The sequence below is a fragment of the Pseudomonas sp. genome, assembly GCF_026224925.1.
In the GTDB taxonomy this organism is placed as follows: domain Bacteria; phylum Pseudomonadota; class Gammaproteobacteria; order Pseudomonadales; family Pseudomonadaceae; genus Aquipseudomonas.
Window position 1 is genome coordinate 1 of record NZ_JAMFRV010000131.1, and the last position, 19,392, is coordinate 19,392.

18 protein-coding genes are annotated in these 19,392 nt (G+C 54.4%); 13 read left to right on the forward strand and 5 right to left on the reverse strand.

All coding sequences use genetic code 11. The features are described from left to right. Positions 1-77 precede the first annotated feature (77 nt). The 3 genes from M0974_RS05750 to M0974_RS05760 form a co-directional block, all read right to left on the reverse strand. Positions 78-1,316, reverse strand: a complete 1,239-nt coding sequence (locus M0974_RS05750) for a CaiB/BaiF CoA-transferase family protein (protein ID WP_297833886.1) — start codon at positions 1,314-1,316, stop codon at positions 78-80. Between the two features lie 104 nt (positions 1,317-1,420). Next, on the reverse strand, positions 1,421-2,950 hold the full coding sequence (locus tag M0974_RS05755) for a 3-hydroxyacyl-CoA dehydrogenase (protein ID WP_297833889.1): 1,530 nt from the start codon (positions 2,948-2,950) through the stop codon (positions 1,421-1,423). Between the two features lie 3 nt (positions 2,951-2,953). Beyond that, positions 2,954-3,739 carry an enoyl-CoA hydratase gene (locus tag M0974_RS05760; RefSeq protein ID WP_297833892.1) on the reverse strand — a complete coding sequence of 262 codons (786 nt, stop codon included), beginning with the start codon at positions 3,737-3,739 and terminating at the stop codon, positions 2,954-2,956. 238 nt (positions 3,740-3,977) lie between these two features. Between M0974_RS05760 and M0974_RS05765 the strand changes: the two genes are divergently transcribed. From M0974_RS05765 to M0974_RS05795, 7 genes are all read left to right on the forward strand, one after another. Next, positions 3,978-4,841 (forward strand): IclR family transcriptional regulator, encoded by an 864-nt coding sequence (locus tag M0974_RS05765; RefSeq protein WP_297833897.1) that lies wholly within the window; start codon positions 3,978-3,980, stop codon positions 4,839-4,841. A gap of 56 nt (positions 4,842-4,897) precedes the next feature. Continuing rightward, positions 4,898-6,052 carry an acyl-CoA dehydrogenase family protein gene (locus M0974_RS05770; protein WP_297833900.1) on the forward strand — a complete coding sequence of 385 codons (1,155 nt, stop codon included), beginning with the start codon at positions 4,898-4,900 and terminating at the stop codon, positions 6,050-6,052. 48 nt (positions 6,053-6,100) lie between these two features. Continuing rightward, entirely contained in the window at positions 6,101-7,375 is a 1,275-nt protein-coding gene (locus M0974_RS05775; protein WP_297833903.1) for an MFS transporter, read from the forward strand. A gap of 441 nt (positions 7,376-7,816) precedes the next feature. Then, a complete protein-coding gene (locus M0974_RS05780) occupies positions 7,817-8,437 on the forward strand; it encodes a TetR/AcrR family transcriptional regulator (protein ID WP_297833906.1) in 621 nt (206 codons plus the stop codon). A 121-nt stretch (positions 8,438-8,558) separates the two neighbouring features. Beyond that, positions 8,559-10,067 (forward strand): efflux transporter outer membrane subunit, encoded by a 1,509-nt coding sequence (locus tag M0974_RS05785; protein WP_297833909.1) that lies wholly within the window; start codon positions 8,559-8,561, stop codon positions 10,065-10,067. After that, entirely contained in the window at positions 10,064-11,254 is a 1,191-nt protein-coding gene (locus M0974_RS05790) for an efflux RND transporter periplasmic adaptor subunit (protein WP_297833912.1), read from the forward strand. The genes M0974_RS05785 and M0974_RS05790 overlap by 4 nt, the downstream gene beginning before the upstream one ends. A gap of 11 nt (positions 11,255-11,265) precedes the next feature. Next, positions 11,266-12,786, forward strand: coding sequence for an MFS transporter (locus M0974_RS05795; protein WP_297833916.1), 1,521 nt, complete (start codon positions 11,266-11,268; stop codon positions 12,784-12,786). A 23-nt stretch (positions 12,787-12,809) separates the two neighbouring features. Here the strand turns inward: M0974_RS05795 and M0974_RS05800 are convergent, their stop codons facing one another. Then, complete coding sequence (locus tag M0974_RS05800) at positions 12,810-13,712, reverse strand: LysR family transcriptional regulator (protein WP_297833919.1); 903 nt, start codon at positions 13,710-13,712, stop codon at positions 12,810-12,812. 172 nt (positions 13,713-13,884) lie between these two features. On the opposite strand from M0974_RS05800, the gene M0974_RS05805 reads away from it, so the two are divergent. The 4 genes from M0974_RS05805 (at position 13,885) to M0974_RS05820 (ending at position 16,687) form a co-directional block, all read left to right on the forward strand. Further along, positions 13,885-14,082: a 4-oxalocrotonate tautomerase family protein gene (locus M0974_RS05805; RefSeq protein ID WP_297833922.1), complete on the forward strand. Its 198-nt coding sequence runs from the start codon at positions 13,885-13,887 to the stop codon at positions 14,080-14,082. 85 nt (positions 14,083-14,167) lie between these two features. Beyond that, positions 14,168-14,521: a hypothetical protein gene (locus tag M0974_RS05810; RefSeq protein ID WP_297833925.1), complete on the forward strand. Its 354-nt coding sequence runs from the start codon at positions 14,168-14,170 to the stop codon at positions 14,519-14,521. Between the two features lie 75 nt (positions 14,522-14,596). Further along, positions 14,597-15,211 carry a nitroreductase family protein gene (locus M0974_RS05815; RefSeq protein WP_297833928.1) on the forward strand — a complete coding sequence of 205 codons (615 nt, stop codon included), beginning with the start codon at positions 14,597-14,599 and terminating at the stop codon, positions 15,209-15,211. Positions 15,212-15,319: 108 nt separating this feature from the next. Beyond that, positions 15,320-16,687 (forward strand): MFS transporter, encoded by a 1,368-nt coding sequence (locus M0974_RS05820; RefSeq protein ID WP_297833931.1) that lies wholly within the window; start codon positions 15,320-15,322, stop codon positions 16,685-16,687. Positions 16,688-16,846: 159 nt separating this feature from the next. On the opposite strand, the gene M0974_RS05825 is transcribed toward M0974_RS05820, so the two are convergent. Next, complete coding sequence (locus M0974_RS05825) at positions 16,847-17,746, reverse strand: LysR family transcriptional regulator (RefSeq protein WP_297833935.1); 900 nt, start codon at positions 17,744-17,746, stop codon at positions 16,847-16,849. Between the two features lie 109 nt (positions 17,747-17,855). On the opposite strand from M0974_RS05825, the gene M0974_RS05830 reads away from it, so the two are divergent. Beyond that, positions 17,856-18,485, forward strand: a complete 630-nt coding sequence (locus tag M0974_RS05830; RefSeq protein ID WP_297833937.1) for an NADPH-dependent F420 reductase — start codon at positions 17,856-17,858, stop codon at positions 18,483-18,485. A 19-nt stretch (positions 18,486-18,504) separates the two neighbouring features. Continuing rightward, on the forward strand, positions 18,505-19,350 hold the full coding sequence (locus M0974_RS05835) for a dioxygenase (protein ID WP_297833939.1): 846 nt from the start codon (positions 18,505-18,507) through the stop codon (positions 19,348-19,350). The last annotated feature ends 42 nt before the right edge of the window (positions 19,351-19,392 follow it).

The window sequence follows — 19,392 nt, forward strand, 5'->3', positions numbered from 1 at the left end:
ACGAGGACTTTCATGGCAGGCTCCAATGGTAAAAACTGCCCTCAAAGCACCTGAGGGTGCTCGGGGATGCGTTCATTTTAACGGTCGCCTAGCTGCTCGATCACACCTTGCGATTTCAACTCAGCTAAACGCCGATCATCAAGCCCCAATTGGCGCCTGAGAACTTCATCTGTGTGCTCGCCCAGCATTGGCGCGCCACGCAGGTACTCAACTGGCGTCCCGGACAGTTTTATAGGGCTGCCTACGGTGACGAAATCTGGATTGAGTGGATGAGGGATGTTTACCAGCATATTTCGTGCTTTGACCTGCGGTTCATCCAGTGCCTGGGCGATGCTGTTGATGGCCCCTATTGGCACGCCCTGCAGGTGAATACGCTTCACCCACTCATCTGCACCGCGACTAAGAAAGTGTTGCGACAGAATGCTGATGATCTCTACCCGATTGGTCACCCGGTCAGCGTTGCGAGCAAAGCGTGGGTCTTTGGGCAACTCCGGTAGGTCGATGGCATCACACAGGGCAAGGAACTGGCTGTCATTGCCGCACGCAATAATGAAATCGCGGTCATTGGCCCGAAACACTTGATACGGCACGATGTTGGCGTGAGCATTGCCGTAACGGCCCGGCGCTTTTCCAGAGGCCAAGTAGTTCTGGCTTTGATTGCACAGGGTAGCGATTTGCACATCAAGCAGCGCCATGTCGACGTGCTGGCCCAGGCCGGTTTTTTCACGACTGAGCAAAGCAGCCTGGATGGCGACTGTGGAATACAGACCTGTCATCAAATCAGAGAACGCCACTCCCACTTTCTGGGGGCCGCCACCGGGGAGGTCATCACGCTCGCCGGTGATACTCATTAGCCCACCGATGCCCTGGATGATGAAGTCGTAACCCGGCTCCGCAGCACGAGGTCCGGTCTGCCCGAAACCCGTCACCGAGCAATAAACCAGCCGAGGGTTGAGCTGGGACAAGCTTGCATAGTCCAGCCCGTATTTGGCCAGTGAACCCGCTTTGTAGTTTTCGATTAGCACGTCACAACTCGCGACCAGCGCGCGCACCATTTCCTGCCCCTCCACGGTGGCAAGGTTGAGTGCAACTGAGAGCTTGCCGCGGTTAGTGGACTGGTAATAAGAAGCTTCCTGGGTCGGCTCCTGATTCTCGTCACCCATCCATGGCGGGCCCCATCCGCGAGTATCATCACCCGCGCCAGGCCTCTCGATCTTGATTACTTCGGCCCCAAGGTCAGCCAAGGTCTGGCCACACCAGGGCCCGGCAAGCACACGGCTCAGATCAAGCACGCGGTATCCAGTCAAAGCACCCATTTCATTTCACCTTTGCTTGCGGCGTTTAAACTCGCTCGATAACCATTGCCAGCCCTTCGCCAACCTATAGGCGTCGAGCACGGAAAACTCCTGGAGGTCAGAGATCAGTTGAGCGTCGGTTCAATGTGACGCAGCGATAAGCCCAGCATCGCTCGACGACGTAACCAAGGGCCCGGACGATAACGAGGATCCCCTGTCAGCTCGGTCATGCGTTCAAGAATGGTGAGCAGACGTTTGGCACCCACATCATCGCCCCAAGCCAGAGGGCCCTGCGGGTAACCCAAGCCACGACGCACGCCCTCGTCCAGATCGTCGACACTGGCGATGCGCTGTTGAACGATGTCACCGGCCAGATTGACGATCATTGCCAGCACGCGCTGAGCGACGAAGCCAACGCTGTCGTGGATCACGCTGACCCCGACTCCGTCGCGGGCAAGCAGAGCATGAGCAGCATCGCGCATGTCGGTTCGGGTTGCCGGTGTCAACATCAACGTGCGATAGCGGCCAAGGTCAAGTAACAGGTCGATGCATACCGAGCGAGTCGGGTCGGTAACAAATTTGCCGGCAGCGGCTGTGGCATCCAGACCATAGGGCGCCAGCAGACAAAGCGCTTCACTTGATGGTGTCGCGCCTTGCTCCACCTGCGCGCCCAGCGCCTGCAGCAAGGCATTTAAGGTGGCGCGATCCCCTGCATTCTCAGTGCCTAGCCATACCGGTGGCAGGTCGTTCACTATCGGTACTATCTGCGCCTGGGGTGGGTCCACCATTTGGCCGTTGGCATAGCGGTAAAATCCACGGCCTACCTTGCGTCCGACGTACCCGGCTTCCAGCATCAGGCGGGTAAGCGCCGCGGGGCGATAGCGCGGCTCTTGGTAAAACTGGTTGTAGATCGACTCGATGACCGGATGGGAAACGTCCAATGCCGTCAGGTCGAACAACTCCAACGGCCCCATGCGGAAACCTAGACCCTCGCGCAAGATACGGTCGATCTCAGCCGGCTCGGCCACGCCTTCCTTGAGAATTTGCAGGGCTTCAGTGCTATAGGCACGACCGGCATGGTTGATGATGAAGCCGGGCGTATCCTTGGCTCTGATACCCCGGTGCCCCATGCGCGACGCCAACGCCTGCAGACAGTCGCCGATCAGCGGGTCGGTGGCCAAGCCGTCAATGACCTCTACCACCTTCATTAACGGTACGGGATTGAAAAAGTGAAAACCCGCAACACGTTCAGGGTGGCGACACCCTCGCGCGATGCTTGTAACGGACAATGACGAAGTATTCGACGCCAGGATGCAGTCATCGGCGACCACAGCTTCCAACTCTGCCAGCAAAGCCTGTTTAGCGTCGAGACGTTCGATGATGGCTTCAACCACCAAGTCGACGCTCTTCAATTCCGCGAGAGAGGTGGCTACGTCAAGCTGTTCAAGGGTGAGTTGCGCATCGCTGCTGGCGATCTTGCCCTTGCTCACCAGTTTGCCCAACGTCTGCTCAAGGTTATCCCTGGCTGCTTGGGCGGCGCCTTCACGATTGTCGAACAGCGTCACCCGAATACCCGCCTGAGCGGCGATCTGGGCAATACCGGTGCCCATCACGCCGGCACCGACGATGGCCATGTGATTAATCACGCGTGTCATGGGTCACTCCCCTACAAAGCTGGCTTTACGCTTTTCCAGAAAGGCGTTGGCGCCCTCTTTCTGGTCCTTCGAGTCGAATAATAATTGGAACGCCTTGCGCTCAAGGACCAGCGCACTGTCCAGCGGAAGGTCAGCACCGGCTAGCATGACTTCTTTGATCTGGGCTACCGCCAATGGCGGCAAAGCGGCAATCTGCGCGGCGAGTTCAATTGCGCGCGGGAGCGTCCGGTCGTCGCTGACCACCTCGCTGACCATACCGATCATCAGTGCCTCAGAAGCCGGAACCAGGCAGCCAGTCAGGGCGATGCGCATTGCCTGAAACTTACCAACGGCGCGCACAAGACGCTGTGTTCCCCCCGCCCCCGGCATCAGACCGAGCTTTACCTCTGGCTGGCCAAAACGAGCCGATTCACCGGCGACAATGATGTCGCAGTGCATTGCCAACTCACAGCCACCACCCAAAGCGAAACCGTTCACCGCCGCGATCACCGGCTTGGGGCAACGGCTGATCGCCTCCCACAGGTATTCGGTATGGCGGAGATACATCTCGATGGGGGTGGCGTCGGCGAATTCCCGGATGTCGGCGCCAGCGACAAAGCACTGTGCGCTTCCGGTCAGGACGATGGCGCGCACCCGAACATCGGCGGCCAATGCGCGGAAATGCTGGGCGAGTTGTTCGCGTACCGCATTGTTAAGCGCGTTCTTGGCGTCTGGACGTGAGATTCGCAAGAGTGCGACAGCATCTTCGCGAATTTCGAGGGTCACGACTGGTTCAGGTAGAGAGTTCATATTTCATCTCTTATTGTGTTTCGCTAGACGAAACTAGATACCGAATTATTGATTTATCATAAAGAGAGTCTTAAAGATCTGTAAACAGCTAATCGATAAAACTTTTATAAGTGCCATAAACACTGGGTAGACCCATGACTCGTTCAATATTTTTCATGTTTCAGGACACAAGGCCTTTTGTTTCGCTGTACGAAACTGTATTTTATTTACTTGCATTCTGAAGAATTGGGGTTTTAACATGGCACGTATCAAGACGGACCCGTCCACAACAAATACAGGTAGTTCAGATGAGTCCGGCTTGCTGAGCATGGGCAAGCTCGACCCGGCAGGCGGGATGAATGACGAGGAAGGCAGTGGCCAGTTTGTGACAGCACTGGCTCGCGGCCTTGAGCTGATGAGGTGTTTTACGCCACGTGCGAACGTGTTGGGCAATCAGGACCTGGCCAGAATGACCGGACTGCCTAAACCGACCGTGACGCGCCTGACCAATACGTTGATGCGCCTTGGATGCCTCAAGCGTGAAGTGCACTCGGGCAAGTACCAACTGGATGTCGGTGTACTTGGCTTCGGCTACGCGATGCTGTCGAACCTGTCGATTCGCGCAGTAGCCCATCCACTGATGGAAGATTTGGCGACTCACGCCCATGCAGCGGTGGCCATGGCCGCCCGCGATCGCCTTCAGATGGTGTACCTGGATGTGGTTCAGGGTCAGGGCAACATGACTATGCGGCGCCAGATAGGCAGTTATTTGCCGCTTGCACAGAGTTCGATGGGCAGGGCTTGCCTCGCGGCAATGCCCGAAACAGAGCGGGAGTTTCTACTGGATCACATGCGCCAGCGCGAAACCGAGCAATGGCCAGTCATCCGCAAGGGGCTTGACCGCGCGTTCAGGGACTACGCCGATTACGGGTATTGCCTGTCGATCGGTGAATGGCATCGCGACGTCAATTCCGTCGCAGTGCCATTGCTGCACCCGCAGTACGGGTTGCTGACGTTCAACTGCGGTGGACCAAGCTTTCAACTGCCACGCGAAAAGCTCGAGGACGAAATTGCCCCTCGTCTGATCGACATGGTTAACAACATTGGCGCCGCTGCTCGCTGACGCAACGGCATCGGCGCCCTACTAACCGGCTCGCTTGCGAGCCTAAAGGAGCGCAAATGATCCGTGATACCGAGACGCTACAAATCCTGCTGGATTCCCTTCGTCAGTTTGTCAACGAAGCGCTGATTCCACGCGAGAATGAAGTGGCCGAGACCGACAACATTCCAGACGATATTGTTGTCCAGTTGCAAGAGATGGGGCTGTTCGGGCTGACCATCCCGGAAGAGTTTGGCGGTATGGGCGTGACCATGGAAGAAGAGGTGAACATCGCTTTCGAACTGGGGCGCACCTCCCCGGCTTTCCGCTCCTACATTGGCACGAATAACGGGATCGGCTCCATCGGCATTCTGCTCGATGGCAGCCAGGAACAGAAACTCAAATATTTGCCAGGGTTGGCTTCGGGTGAACTCCTAAGTGCCTTCTGCCTAACCGAGCCGGATTCGGGTTCCGACGCCGCGTCGCTGAAAACCACGGCGGTACGCGACGGCGACCACTACATCATCAACGGCACCAAGCGCTTTATCACCAACGCACCCCATGCCGACATTTTCACCGTAATGGCCCGCACCAATCCTGGCATCAAAGGTTCAGGCGGTATCAGTGCATTTATCGTAGAGCGCGAGACGGCCGGTATCTCGCTGGGTAAACCCGATCATAAGATGGGACAAAAAGGCGCTCACACCAGTGATGTCATCTTCGAAAATGTTCGCGTACCTGCCAGCCAGTTGATCGGCGGTGTTGAAGGTGTAGGGTTCAAGACTGCCATGAAAGTGCTGGATAAAGGTCGACTGCATATTGCCGCCCTAAGCGTCGGAGCTGCCGAGCGGATGCTGGCCGATTCGCTACGATATGCGATAGAGCGCAAGCAATTCGGCAAGCCGATTGCTGAGTTCCAACTGATCCAGGCGATGCTCGCCGACAGCAAGGCAGAAATCTATGCAGCACGCTGCATGGTTCTGGATGCAGCACAAAAACGAGACCTGGGCCTGAATATCGGCACCGAGGCTTCCTGCGCCAAGATGTTCGCCACCGAAATGTGCGGCCGGGTCGCTGATCGGGGCGTTCAGATCCATGGCGGCGCCGGTTATGTCAGCGAGTACAGCATTGAACGCTTCTATCGCGACGTACGCCTGTTCCGAATCTACGAGGGCACTACGCAGATTCAACAACTGGTCATCGCCCGCAACATGATTCGCGACGCTCAGAGCTAACAGCTCGAACTCAAGCCCCCTGTCCTATAAATACAATAAGGTGACGTGATGGAAGCTGCAGCTCAGGTCAATGCTAAGGCAGTGGCCATAAACAACACGTGGGTGTTGGTATTTATTTTCTGTTTTCTCGGCTTGTTGATCGATGGCGCCGATCTGATGCTCCTCTCCTATAGTCTCAGCAGCCTGAAAGCTGAATTTGGCCTAACCAATGTCGAAGCGGGCAGCTTGGGAAGTTTCACCCTGGCAGGTATGGCCATTGGTGGTATTTACGGCGGCTGGGCCTGCGATCGTTTCGGCCGGGTAAAAACCGTCGTCTGGAGCATCATTCTTTTTTCCGTAGGCACGACAGTACTGGGCCTGACGCAAAACTATTGGCAGTTCGCAATCACCCGTTTCCTCGCATCACTGGGTATTGGCGCGGTGTACGTTGCCTGCAATACGTTGATGGCCGAATACGTACCTACGCGTTTTCGCACGACAGTATTGGGTACATTACAAGCAGGTTGGTCGGTGGGCTACATCGTCGCGACGTTACTGGCCGGTTGGATTTTGCCGGTCCACGGCTGGCGCTGGCTGTTTTACATCGCCATTATTCCGGTCATCCTAGCCGTGGTGATGCAACGTTTCGTGCCCGAGCCGCAAACTTGGATCAACGCACAAGCCGAACGCGCCAGACTGAAAATCGAAGGCAGCCTGAAGCCGTCTTTCGTCAAGCGCGAGAGTATGTACAAGCAGATTTTTAGTGATCCCAAGGCTCGTCTGATGTTTACCTGCTGGGCGCTGACGGCTGGCTTTCTGCAGTTCGGCTATTACGGCGTGAACAATTGGATGCCAACATACCTGGAGAGCGAACTGGGCATGAACCTCAAGTCCATGACCGGTTATATGGTCGGGACTTACACCGCCATGATCCTCGGCAAGATTCTCGCTGGTTTGGCCGCCGACCGTATCGGTCGCCGTGCTGTGTTCGCCTTCGGTGCACTGGGGACTGCGGTATTTCTACCAATCATCGTGTTGTTCCAAAGCCCGGAAAACATCTTGTGGATGCTTGTGGTGTTCGGCTTCCTATACGGCATTCCTTACGGTGTGAATGCCACTTACATGACCGAGAGCTTCGAAGCGAAATTCCGTGGGTCGGCCGTTGGTGGAGCTTACAACATCGGGCGTTTGGGGGCAGCGATTGCTCCGGCGGCTATCGGCTTCCTCGCATCCCATGGGTCGATCGGTATTGGCTTTTTAGTAATGGGCGCAGCCTATTTCATCTGTGGTGTGATTCCGGCGCTGTTTATTCGGGACAAACAGTTCGATCCGCAGAACCAATAGATTTCGATAGCTCGATGATTAAAAGCGCAACGAGGAAAAATCGTCATGAGCCATGGCGATACCCGCTATCTACATTAACAATAGCTCTTGAAGTACACGGAATAGTGGAAGAATTTGTCGGCACTTGAGGCAATCACCATTAATGCACGTTCGCGAATCACCTGTGACGGCATAATCGCATTACCCTTCCCCGGCCGCGCTGCGCCGGGCTTCAGCATCGCTAAAAAATCTTAACTCCTCCAGACCGCGATGTTCGGCGTGAAGGATGGGTTTTATCCTGAAAAGCCCTTTATTTCGATTGTAATCACCAGGCATTTTTGTCGTTTTGAATCCCGCTGAAGTTGATGAGTACGTTGACCGTGAGGAAATTTATCGCTATAAATACTGCCAGTTTCTATAGGCGACTTCGGACGTCACCTTGTTTCCAGCGCTGAGCAGTCAATGACCTCAAAGATCGAAAAACCAAAATCAGCCAAGACACGCAGCCGATCTTCAATTGGGGCGGTTCGCAGTCCTCAGAGCACTGAAGCGATTTTGGACGCCGCCGCTGCAATCCTCGAAGAGCACGGATACAAGGCCTTCACCATGGATGCGTTGGTCGAGCGCGCAGGCTCCAGCAAGCCAACCATCTATCGATGGTGGCGGAGCAAGGGCGCGTTACTACGAGACGTGTATGAGCGCACTGCACTGACGTTTGTAACCGCCCCCGACACAGGGGACTTGGAGAGAGATTTGATTGTTCACCTTCGTTCGCTTTGGAGTTGGTGGCGCTCGTCCAGTGCGGGTGAAACGTTGCGTAGCCTGATTACCGAGATACAGCACGATTCAACTGCTATTGATGAGTTCAGGGAGGCGTTTCTGCCTCGTCGCGAACGCACCTTACGCAAGATATTCGCAAGAGCCGTGGACTCGGGACAGATTACCGAAGGCGCTGCTGTTGAAGTTGCAGTCTCGATGTTGACCGGCATGTCTTGGTTGCACCTCGTCACAGCCAATCTTGAAAACCTGGATGATATTGACAAAGCAGTCTCCGTAATCGTGAACGGATTAAAACCTAGGTAATTGCGCACAGCCGCGACGCGGCCATTTTTTTGAGTATAACGACACTGTCAGTGTTTATTGTTAGTAGCCTTGGTCCATCAGCTTCGCTAAATTTTATTGCTCGTGTCAGAGAATACCGTTGATGAAAAGTCCTAGATTTCAGGGCACATTGGATGTGCGATCTATCGTTCAGTTTGGCTGGCACGCATCGTTAACCATGATGCTAGTGCTGCTTACCGGCTGCTCATTCAGTGATTTGAAGCCTCAGTCACGTATGCTGCCCCCTCAAGATGTCAGCGAGACATTGGCCAACAGCGGTATTGCATTGTCGGCAGCCGCTTGGCCAACTGACACTTGGTGGAGCAGCTTCAAGGACCCGCAACTTGATTCACTTATCCACGAAGCTCTGGCCAATAGCCCGACGCTAAAGTCTGCTGCGGCGCGTGTTCACCAGGCCAGTGCATTGGAAGCCATTCAAGGCGCTCAGTTACTCCCCAATGCCAGCGCGGCGATGAGCACAACCCGCGAACGCTTTAGCTCCAATGGCACTACACCCGCGCCAGTAAAAGGCACTTGGCAGAATGTTGACCAAGCAACTTTGAATATCGGGTATGAGCTGGATTTCTGGGGCAAAAATCGGTCGGCCGTTGAGGCCGCCGTAGGCCGTCGTCACGCGCTGGAAGTCGAAGAGCGAGCAGCGGCGCTGATGCTCTCTTCATCAATCGTGCAAACCTATATCACGCTGCAAAATACTTACGAACAAATCGACGTTGCTCAGACGCTGCTGGCTCAGCAAGAACAGATTGAAGATCTTACCAAGCAACGCTTCGCAGCTGAGTTAGGGACGCAAATTGATATCAAGCAATCCCAGGCTTCGCTTCCTGCCAGCAGAGCCAATATCGCCGGTTTGAAGGAACTGATCGAACTTAACGAAAACAAACTTGCGTCGCTTCTCGGTAAGGGTCCTGATCGTGGACGGACGATCACTCGGCCACGCATGCTGGCAAGCAATACGGTGGCGCTTCCCACCAATTTACCTGTCGAATTGATCGGTCATCGCCCTGATGTTGTGGCTCAACGCTGGCGTGTCGAGGCTACCGGTCATGAGATCGATGTAGCCAAGGCGCGATTCTACCCGGATGTGAATCTTACCTCGTTCATCGGGCTGCAAAGCCTTGCCTTCGATACGTTCAACGACCACAGCAGCCGCATTCTGGGTTTCGCCCCCGCGATAAGCCTCCCGATTTTCGAAGGAGGAAGCTTGCGGGGCAATCTGGATGCTCAGGACGCGGTGTATGACTTGGCCGTTGAGAATTACAACCAAACAGTGGTCGACGCTTTACGCGATATAGCTGATCAGTTGGCCTCTCTGCGTTGGTTGAAAGAGCGCATGGCTCAACAAAATGAAGCGGTAGCCACGGCGCAAGCAGCCGCCGATTTGGTCAACAAACGATTTGCGGCGGGAGTAGCTACCTACCTACAGGTACTGGCCACCGAAAACTCGACCCTTACAGAGAAACGCCAGTTGGTTGATTTGCAATCCCGTGCGCTGTCTTTGCAGGCCAACTTGAGTCGAGCGCTGGGAGGCGGGTACCGCCCCGAAATTTCCACAACGGCCGATGCCCCCTCAACCGAAGCTGATAAATCATGACCACCAATATGCCCTCCCCAGCCGATACCGCTCAACCAAAAGTCACCCGTAGGCCGCAAGTATTATTGATCCTGGCGATCGTACTTTTGGTCGCTGTACTGGGGATCTGGTACCTGTTGGGACGGGGAGTTGAAACCACCGACGATGCCTATGTAGATGGCAATATAGTCCAGGTGACTTCACAGGTCAGCGGCACTGTGACCGTGATCAGCGGTGACAACACCGATCATGTCGACGCCGGCTCACCTATGGTCACATTGAACGCAGTGGATGCCGAGATTCAGTATGAGCGCACGAAATCGAACCTGGCACGCGCTGTCCGCCAGGCCCGCACTCAATACTATCAAGTGCAACAACTTCAGGCGGAAGTCAATCAACGACAAAATGACGTCCGCAAGGCACAGGATGATGTTCGACGACGCAATCTGCTGGCCGCCAGTGGCGCAGTATCGCGTGAAGAAATCAGTCATGCTGAAGAGGTGTTAAAAAATGCCATCGCAGGCCTTGATGGTACTAAGCACGCTCTTGCCGTGCGCTCTGCGATGGTAGACAACACGACACTGCGCACTCACCCAGATGTGCTGGTCGCTACCAGTAACCTGCGAGATGCTTACATCGCCCTACACCGCACACAAATCTTCGCTCCCATCTCAGGATTAATCACCAAGCGCAGCGTACAAGTTGGGCAGCGAATCAATCCAGGTGTCGCACTGATGTCGGTGGTGCCGGTGGACCAAGTATGGGTGAATGCAAATTTCAAGGAATCCCAGCTCGAAGAACTCCGTATCGGTCAACCCGTCCTTTTAAGGGCAGATGCCTATAGTCGCCATATTGTTTTCCACGGAACGATCGTGGGACTGGATGCGGGCACAGGTAGTGCGTTCTCCCTCATGCCTGCTCAAAATGCTACCGGCAACTGGATCAAGGTCACTCAGCGTGTGGCGGTAAGGATTGCGCTGAATCCGCAAGAGGTTGCACAAAATCCACTACGGCTGGGCTTGTCCATGCGCGTTTCGGTCAACACCAGCGATAAAGACGGCCCGGTTCTTAATACGAAAACACCACAGCAGCCGGCTTACAGCACAGACATCTTTAAAAACGAGCTCAAAGACGCCAACGCTGTCGTCGAACAAGTGATTAGCGAGAATGAAGACCGTCAGCACGATTCCAAAAACCTAAGTTTATAACGGGGCGCATCATGTACAGGAAAAACGCCGCCCTTTTACTTACCGTAGGACTGCTGTGTGCGCTGGAATACTTGCAGGCAGGCATGATTGCATTCGCCTCTGCCCCGATAAGAGGTGAGATCGACGCTAGCCCAGAAGAGTTCACGCTTGTTGCTGCTCTCTATGCCTGCATCGCGGTTGTGGTTATTTCGAAACAGCGCTGGTTAGTCGAGCGGTTGGGTTGGCGTAACTTCATGCTCGGATCAATCTGCATTTACGTGCTGGGTGCATTCGTGTGCGGCGTAATCGGTGACCTCACCAGTTTTACCGTGGGTCGAGTGATCATGGCCATGGGGGGCGCATCCTTTATGACCTCTGCGCGCCTGATGGTCAATTTACTCCCCCCAGGTCCTGGACGTTTCATCGGGGTAAAAGTATTTGCTACTGGACTCGCGGGCGGCACCGCCGCGGCTCCGTTCATCTCGTCATTGGTGGTCGTCGAGGACACTTGGCATGCCATCTTCTGGGTATTGATTGTGGGTGCCGCCGTCGCGGCGGCCCTATGCACGCGGTTCCTGCCCAGCGCCGTGGCTCCAGAAGAAGACAGAACACCCTCCAGTCCCGCGAATATCCTGCTGCTGTCTGTCAGCAGTTTTTTCCTGCTCTATATTCTGCAACGTTCCTACTACGACTTTTACGACGAAACGTTCATTCTCATCGCGTTTGCGCTGTTGGCTGCTTTGGGCATCTATACCTTCTTCCACGCCGAGCACAATAATCCAGCACCTTTTCTTAGGGTGAAAGACTTGATGCAGTCCCGCTACATACTGGGCGTTGCCCTCTTCTGTTTCACTTACATAGTGCTTGGCAGCAATAACTACATACTGCCGTACTTCCTGCAGTCTGGGTTGGGCTACTCATGGGATACCATTGGCACTTTTCAGGCTTTCGGACTAGCTGGCGCGCTGTTGACATGGATTGTCATGTCCATCGTCATCCCCAAATACCCTGCTCCCAAGAAATTCTTTGTGGCTGGTTTCACCGCGCTGATTGGCTTTGGATGGTTATTCTCGTCCCTGACGCCCAGCGCTAATATGTGGTCAAACATCTTGCCTGCTCTTATTCTGAACGGGTGCTTTGTGATGCTGGTCTTGGCAACCGCTGCCATGCAAACTTTTCGTGATGTGACCCACCATGACACGCTGTTCGCACACGCTTATCAGATCAAAAGCATGATGGGACAAATCTCGATGGCCATCGGCACAACGATCGCCACATTATTCCTTCAATGGCGTACCACCACCCAATACAATAATCTCAACGGCCATTTCAGCTCAGGAGACCCTCTGTACACAGAGCAGATTCAACATTTAGTGCAAGCGCTGGCGCCTCAAGTAGGCGAGAGTTCTGCCAACCAGATATCGGTGTCAATGCTCGCGCAGACACTTCAGCAACAGTCCACTTTGGTCGCTAGCGTGGAGTACTTTTGGGCCGTTATTGCAATCGCTGCGATAGCGTTGATCGTTTCCATGACGCAAAAAACGTTTAAATGAGAAAAGCAGCTCAACGTGCGTCGTCACTGCCACTGTTCACTCAATCGAACCAGCTCATCGACCACGTACCGTACTTTGGGCCGCAGGTGCGACACTTTGGGCCATACCGCATGAACGTCGACAGCGTCTGGCTCATATTCGCCAAGTACTTCGACCAACCTACCTGCCTCAAGATCATCTCTGAATAGACAGCGCGGCATCTGACACAAGCCCACTCCAGCGACCGCAGCGAGAATCATGGCTTCACCATCTCCTATCTGGTGGGTTGAGGGTGGGGAGTAACGCACTAACTCCCCGCCCTGCCTTACCCTCCACGACAAGGGCTGGCCGCGTCGATGACCTACAACGCAATGGTGGTTGCGTAAATCTTCTAATGTTTCAGGAACTCCAAAACGCGCCAAATAACTTGGCGCTGCACAGATAGCCCAGTGTTGCCGAGTAAGCAGGCGCGCCACCAAGCCACTTGTATCCTTTAACTCACCGTAACGAACCAATAGGTCTATGCCCTCTTCTATCGGGTCTACCAAGTGGTCAGAAAACGTCATATTGAGCTGAAGCGCTGGATATTTGTTGGCGATTTCAAACAACAACGGAGCCACTACCCGACGTCCGAATGCCACGGGCATGTCTACTCGCAGTCGGCCAGAAGGCTCACGTGCACCCGGCCCGAGCCCGCTTTCTGCTGCCCCGATCTCTTCTAGGGCGGTAGAGCAGGCAAAAAAATAAGCATCGCCATCAGCAGTAAGAGAGATCCGGCGAGTAGTTCTATGGAAGAGCTGAACGCCAAGACGCCCTTCAAGGCGGGCTATGGACTTTCCTACCGCAGATTTAGATATTCCCATCCGCTCAGCCGCCTCAGTGAAGCTGTTAGAGCGGGCTGCTGTGACGAAAGTGATAACACCTTGAAAGGAATCAACAGGAATCATACGAACCCACGCATTGTAGAAAATATGTCTACCCAGATTATAGTTTTGGGCTATTTATCCCTAGTCTTTTCTACCTTAGCATGGCTTCTGTTTTGTGAAGAAACCCAGTGGAGCGCGTTGGCCGCTCTCCACTCAACTCTAATTTAGATGAAGGTTCCAAGAGGATTACAACATGCCCGTAGTACGCGTTAGCTGGTTCGAAGGAAAAGAGCACGCCCAAAAAGCGACTGTTGCTGCGGAAATCACCGAGAGCATCGTTAAAAACACCGGTACCCCTGCTGAATATATCTACGTCATCTTCGAAGACGTTGCGCCTTCAGACTGGGCAGGTGCAGGCAAGTTGTTCGGGGAAGCGCCCAACAAGGCTTAAGCCAAATAACGCACTGAATGCATCGGCTCAGCCCGCGGTGCATCTTCACCAGGCTCAAATGATGCCTATGATGGAAGCGCTCTCTATGCACCCACATATTTCCTGCCTGTTTTCTCTCGCAATCAAACCTGCTGAGTTTCCTGAATTCAAGGCTTTGATCGCACAGATCGTTGCCGCCACCAAGCAAGAGCCAGGCACGCTGGTTTACGAATACAGCGTCAACGAAGATCACAGCACTGCCCATATTCTTGAACGCTACAACGTCGAATCAGTCGTGAGCCACGTGGACACTACTTTCGCACCGTTCGGCAAGCGTTTCCTCGAATTGTGCACTATCACCAGCCTCGTGGTTTACGGCACCCCGGATGCAGAAATCCGCAAACGCTTAGACCCGTTCGGCGCCGTGTACATGACTCCGTTCGACGGTTTCAGCCGCTAGTTGCCTGACCCGCGCAGTCTTGAATGCAAAAAAAGCTGGGGCTGCGCTCATCCCCTTTCCTGCACAGAGATCACCATGTCCGGTATTGCTGAAATAATTAAGTCTCGAATTTCCGCCAACAGCTACGACGCTGACGGCAAACTAACGGATCAGGAAATCGCTGATCTTATCGATCTGGCGACACATGCGCCTTCTGCATTTAACCTTCAAAACTGGAGGTTTTTAGCCGTTCGCAGCGAAGAAGCCAAAGCCCGGTTGCTACTATTGGCCTATGGCCAACAGAAGGTCATCGATGCCGCCGTGACCTTTATCGTGTGTGGAACCTTGAGCCCGCACGAATCGCTTCCTGCGGCACTTAAACCTACGCTGGATGCCGGCATTATCGACGAAGCGGTCTACAACATGTGGGTCAGCGCCGCTCAGGGCATGTATCAGGAAAACCCGCAACTGCAGCGCGACGAAGCAATTCGCTCAGGCTCGCTAGCGGCCATGACATTGATGCTCGCCGCCAAAGGACAGGGGCTTGTCTCGACACCGATGATTGGTTTCGACCAATCGGCGGTTGCAAAAGAGTTTGGTCTCTCGTCCTCTGAAATCCCGGTAATGCTTGTGACTGTAGGTTATCCAGGCGAGGAAAACTGGCCACAAAAGCCACGTAAAGCAGTCCATGAGGTGCTTCAGTTCGTTTAACAATCAAAACGCCGATCTTCTCGGCGTTTCTCCTCGCATACGCCCAGTGATATAGGACGCATGCAAGCCCTATGCTCGTAACCGGCAAGGTGTTTTTAGAAATTATTTATGCCTAAAACAAACTCTTCACGGGCCACGCTCATCGCTTGCTGTTTGGGCTTTTTAGTCGTTCAACTCGACGTCAGCGTGGTTAACGTCGGACTGGGGGCACTTGAAAGCGCATTCAATACAAACCTGACCGGGCTCCAGTGGATCATCAATAGTTACTCATTGGTCTTCTCTGCGTTGCTTATTCTTGGGGGCGCCTGCGGGGACAAGTTCGGTGCTAAAACCGCCTTTGTGGTCGGATTCACGATATTTACCCTAGGGTCTATCGGATGTGGCCTGTCCAATAGCATGACCATGCTCATTGCAATGCGGGTTATCCAAGGTTTGGGCGCGGCGTTTTTGGTACCTACTTCGCTCACCCTTATTCGGACATCCTTTCAGGATTCCGATAAGCGCAGATCTGCAGTGGCCATGTGGGGTGCTTCTGGTGGTATTGCACTCGCTGCGGGCCCCGTCATTGGCGGCATTGTGATTCAGTACCTTGGATGGCGAAGCGTTTTCCTTATCAATGTTCCAGTCGGATTGTTGGCACTCTGGTTAATCTTGCGCTTCGCCCCAGCGTCCGACCGTATTGATAAAAAAGTAGATGTTCCCGGGCAGATCAGCATTGCAGTGTGCCTTGCATCACTGACCTATGCGCTAACCGAATCAAGCGGCCAAGGCTGGACTGCTGAAACTCTATCGGCGATGGCCGCCGCAATATTATTTGCGGTGATATTTATTGTCATTGAGCGGCGCGTAAAGGCCCCGATGCTACCCTCTCGTCTCGCCAAAAATAAGGTATTGGCGACCACCGCTCTGGCGGGAGCGGTCATCAACTTCACTTTTTATGGAGCAGTCTTCGTGCTGAGCATCTACTTTCAGATGTTCCTTCACTATGACGCGCTCAAAACGGGTTTGTCGTTCGTCCCTCTAACGGCAGTACTCACGATTTCCACGATGGTTTCGTCAAGGGTCGCTAAAAAAGTAAGCGCCTTACGCATCATTACAACCGGGTTCACTATCCAGATCATCGGTTTCGTAGCACTGTCACAGCCGAGCGTACAAAGCTCTTTCTGGTTGCTCAATGGAGCACTTATGTTGGTCGGCATTGGAAGCGCTTCTTCAGTCCCCTCCATTACCAACTCAATGCTATCGTCTGTTTCGCAACACGACGCTGGGATAGCGTCCGGATTGATGGCTTCGGCAAGGCAGTTGGGTGGCGTGATCGGTGTCGCCGTTTTTGGCACTATGATCGCCCACTCAGATAAAACGTCGTTTTTGCAGGGGGTGTCTAATGCGATGCTCGTTTCCGCGTTCGCATTATTACTGTGTATTGGTATAAATCTATACGTCACTCGCGATTCCAGCCTGCCCGCGAATGCTTGACTGGTCATCCACCAGCCTGGCGTTCAAGAATCCCGAGAAGTTTGCTACTGACCTGCGGACTTTTTGGACAACAGTGAGTTAAAGACTTTAGAGAGGCTCTTGTCCGGCTGTGGACGTCACATTGCCCTGTGCAGCCGGGTTGTTTCAATCACTTGTTCGTCACTGCTCCCAGCTCGGTTGTGCGAATCGGTCGACAAGAAAATTAATGAGTGCTCGAACCTTTGCGGGTAGGAGCTTGCGAGTGGGGTAGACGATATAGATACCCAATTCAACAGACCGGAACTCAGGGAGTATTTCCACCAGATTCCCACTGCGTAAATCCTCCGCCACCATGAAGCTTGGCTGTAACGAAACACCGCCCCCGGCTAATGTAATGGCACGACAGGTATCACCATTATTGCAACGAACCGCAGAGCGCGTGTGAATGCTGTACGAGCCATCCGGCCCCTGGAATTGCCATTCGTTGCCACTGGCAAAGTTGGTATAGGCAATCACCCCATGGTCCGTCAGATCAGACAAAGTACCAATCGAAGTATGGTTAGCCAGGTAGTCAGGTGATGCGCACAAGCACATCCGGGTGCTGGCCAAACGTCGCCCTACCAATGAAGAACTCTCCATTCGAGCGATACGCACGGCGGCATCAATGCCTTCGTCAACCAGATCCACAAGCCTGTCGTTCAAGCTGATCTCCAACTCCACGTTGGGATAGGCCTTCATAAAGTCGCCCCAGAGTGGAGCCAGGTGCAACACGCCAAAGCTGACCGGGGCGTTTACGCGAAGCACGCCGCTCGGCTCCGGGGCGGTGGCCGATATTGCCTCCTCAGCCTCATCCATCATGGCCAACACTTCACGGGCCTGGTGGTAAAACTGGCGTCCCTCATCGGTCAAGGAAAGCCGCCGAGTTGTGCGGTGCAGCAAGCGCGCGCCCAACCGTTCTTCAAGCCCGCTCACATAGCGCGAAATAGCGGCTTTAGACATCTCCAACGACTCCGAGGCTCCAACGAAGCTGCCCTTGTCTACGACAGTGCAGAAGACCTGCATCTCCAGCGCCCGATCCATGATTGTCTCACCTAGTGGAACTATTCATCACATTTAGCCCGATTTATCCTGGTCCAGCAATCTATAAACTGAGCCCATCGAAACGCAAACCAACTCAAACGAGGTAGTCATGAAAATCACATTAATTGGTACCGGCAACATGGGTTCAGCCTTTGCGAAACAGCTTTCCGGGGCCGGGCATATAGTTCGCATCACTGGCCGCGACATCGCCAAAGCCAAAGCTTTGGCCGACCAATACGCCCACGCTAGCGCCCATGTTGCATCTGATGCGCTGGGCGACAGTGACGTGGTCGTCTTGGCGACTGCCTTTGATCACGCCACCGCGGCGTTGCAAAGCCTGGGCGATCTGCCGGGCAAGGTTGTCATCGACATCACCAACCCACTAAGCGCTGACTACATGTCGTTGACAGTAGGTCACGTCACTAGCGCGTCGGAAGAAATTGCCAAGGCCATACCGCACGCCAATGTGGTTAAAGCATTCAACACCCTGTTCGCTCAAGTGCTCGCAGATGGTCCGAAGTTCGCTGACAACCAGACCGGCAGCGTGTTTGTCGCCAGCGACAGTGAGCGCGCCAAGCAAACCGCTATCGCACTGGCCCGCAGCTTGGGCTGGAACACCGTGGATGCAGGAGGTCTGGTCAACGCACGCTACCTGGAGCCACTGGCCGGTCTGAACATCTATCTCGGTTATGGCGCTGGCTTGGGGACGTCTATCGCTCCAGTTTGGCTCAGTAAGTAATTACGCAGGAGTAGCCACCATGAACACTTCGTTCCCACTGCTGTTTGTGTCTCATGGTGCTCCACTGTTCGCAATCGAGCCCGGTGAGGCTGGCAAACGGCTGGCTGAACTCGGGCGCGAATTGCCGCGACCGGATGCCATCGTGATCCTGTCTCCGCACTGGATGACACGTGGCGAAGTCAGCGTTACAGCGAGCACCGCTCCAAAAACCATTCACGACTTCGGGGGGTTTCCCGACGCGCTCTATGAACTGTCTTACCCCGCGCCAGGCGCGCCGGAGTTAGCGACCCATATTGTTGAGTTGCTCCAGACGGCGGGATGGAAGTCCCGGCTTGATCCCTCTCGGGGGCTAGACCACGGCGCCTGGGTGCCACTTTTGTACCTGGCTCCCAAGGCCGACATCCCTGTGGTTCAGGTATCCATGCCTGCGTCACTCGACACACGAAGCGCATGGCAGCTTGGCGAAGCACTCAAGCCGCTGCGTGACATGAACGTGTTGATCGTGGCGTCCGGCAGCCTCACCCATAACTTGTATGAGTTCCGCGGAGCTGCAACCCATGGTGCTGACTACGTAAAACAGTTTGCAGCGTGGACTGCCCGAACCCTGCAGGCAGGAAATATCGATCAGCTATTGGATTACAAGCAATACGCACCTTCGGCTGAACGTGCACATCCAACGGATGAACATTTTCTGCCGCTGTTTATCGCCTTGGGCGCTGCTGGAAAAAGCTATCAGACCCGAGTTCTTGAGGGCGGGATCAGCTACGGCGTACTGGCAATGGACAGCTACCTATTCACCTCGATCGATAGCGAACGATTCGAGTCAGTTCAACCCACCCGAGGTGTGGCACAACATGACGCATGACATTAGTTTTTCCGAACCAGTGCGCGAAGCCGAGTCAGGTAT

Excerpts from the sequence above, each read along its gene's own strand:
- M0974_RS05810 (WP_297833925.1), top strand. The coding sequence starts at position 14,168 with ATGCACCCACATATTTCCTGCCTGTTTTCTCTCGCAATCAAACCTGCT.
- M0974_RS05765 (WP_297833897.1), top strand. The coding sequence starts at position 3,978 with ATGGCACGTATCAAGACGGACCCGTCCACAACAAATACAGGTAGTTCA.
- M0974_RS05755 (WP_297833889.1), bottom strand. The coding sequence starts at position 2,950 with ATGACACGCGTGATTAATCACATGGCCATCGTCGGTGCCGGCGTGATG.
- M0974_RS05750 (WP_297833886.1), bottom strand. The coding sequence starts at position 1,316 with ATGGGTGCTTTGACTGGATACCGCGTGCTTGATCTGAGCCGTGTGCTT.
- M0974_RS05805 (WP_297833922.1), top strand. The coding sequence starts at position 13,885 with ATGCCCGTAGTACGCGTTAGCTGGTTCGAAGGAAAAGAGCACGCCCAA.
- M0974_RS05825 (WP_297833935.1), bottom strand. The coding sequence starts at position 17,746 with ATGGATCGGGCGCTGGAGATGCAGGTCTTCTGCACTGTCGTAGACAAG.
- M0974_RS05785 (WP_297833909.1), top strand. The coding sequence starts at position 8,559 with ATGAAAAGTCCTAGATTTCAGGGCACATTGGATGTGCGATCTATCGTT.
- M0974_RS05780 (WP_297833906.1), top strand. The coding sequence starts at position 7,817 with ATGACCTCAAAGATCGAAAAACCAAAATCAGCCAAGACACGCAGCCGA.
- M0974_RS05815 (WP_297833928.1), top strand. The coding sequence starts at position 14,597 with ATGTCCGGTATTGCTGAAATAATTAAGTCTCGAATTTCCGCCAACAGC.
- M0974_RS05770 (WP_297833900.1), top strand. The coding sequence starts at position 4,898 with ATGATCCGTGATACCGAGACGCTACAAATCCTGCTGGATTCCCTTCGT.
- M0974_RS05800 (WP_297833919.1), bottom strand. The coding sequence starts at position 13,712 with ATGATTCCTGTTGATTCCTTTCAAGGTGTTATCACTTTCGTCACAGCA.
- M0974_RS05835 (WP_297833939.1), top strand. The coding sequence starts at position 18,505 with ATGAACACTTCGTTCCCACTGCTGTTTGTGTCTCATGGTGCTCCACTG.
- M0974_RS05830 (WP_297833937.1), top strand. The coding sequence starts at position 17,856 with ATGAAAATCACATTAATTGGTACCGGCAACATGGGTTCAGCCTTTGCG.
- M0974_RS05790 (WP_297833912.1), top strand. The coding sequence starts at position 10,064 with ATGACCACCAATATGCCCTCCCCAGCCGATACCGCTCAACCAAAAGTC.
- M0974_RS05820 (WP_297833931.1), top strand. The coding sequence starts at position 15,320 with ATGCCTAAAACAAACTCTTCACGGGCCACGCTCATCGCTTGCTGTTTG.
- M0974_RS05775 (WP_297833903.1), top strand. The coding sequence starts at position 6,101 with ATGGAAGCTGCAGCTCAGGTCAATGCTAAGGCAGTGGCCATAAACAAC.
- M0974_RS05760 (WP_297833892.1), bottom strand. The coding sequence starts at position 3,739 with ATGAACTCTCTACCTGAACCAGTCGTGACCCTCGAAATTCGCGAAGAT.
- M0974_RS05795 (WP_297833916.1), top strand. The coding sequence starts at position 11,266 with ATGTACAGGAAAAACGCCGCCCTTTTACTTACCGTAGGACTGCTGTGT.